The following is a 407-nucleotide window of genomic DNA, read 5'->3' as shown; positions in this document are numbered from 1 at the left end:
GCCTACGAGATCAGCCGAAAGACCGGCTACAAATGGGTCGAGCGATATGAGAAAGAGGGGCCTTCGGGGCTGGAAGAACGCAGCCGCCGCCGGTTGAACCAGGATTGGGTCGTACCCGCCGCAGTTCGCGAAGCCATCATCGAATTGCGCAGTCGAGGCGAAACGGAACCGGGGCCGAAAAAGATCCAGGCTGCGCTGCAGGAGCGTTTCCCTGATCAGGCGCCGCCCTCGAAGACAGCGATCTACAACATCCTCAAGAAAGCCCAATTGGTCAAACCACGCCGCTTACGTCAGCGTGTAGCGGTCTATCCCAAGCCCCTGGAGAAGGCCGAGTCGCCTAACCAGCTGTTCAGTGCGGACTACAAAGGTCAATTTCTGACAGGTGCAGGCGTCTGGTGCTATCCGCT

At 59.0% G+C, this 407-nt stretch carries 1 protein-coding gene; it reads left to right on the top strand.

The window, feature by feature from the left end:
* Nucleotides 1–407 (top strand): helix-turn-helix domain-containing protein (locus OH705_RS26885; protein WP_267303389.1); only part of this gene is annotated, 407 nt, incomplete at both ends.

It is taken from the genome of Pseudomonas sp. BJa3 (assembly GCF_026343815.1).
Lineage (GTDB): Bacteria > Pseudomonadota > Gammaproteobacteria > Pseudomonadales > Pseudomonadaceae > Aquipseudomonas > Aquipseudomonas soli.
Note: the sequence above shows the minus strand (reverse complement) of the source record. Positions and strands in the feature narration are given on the sequence as shown.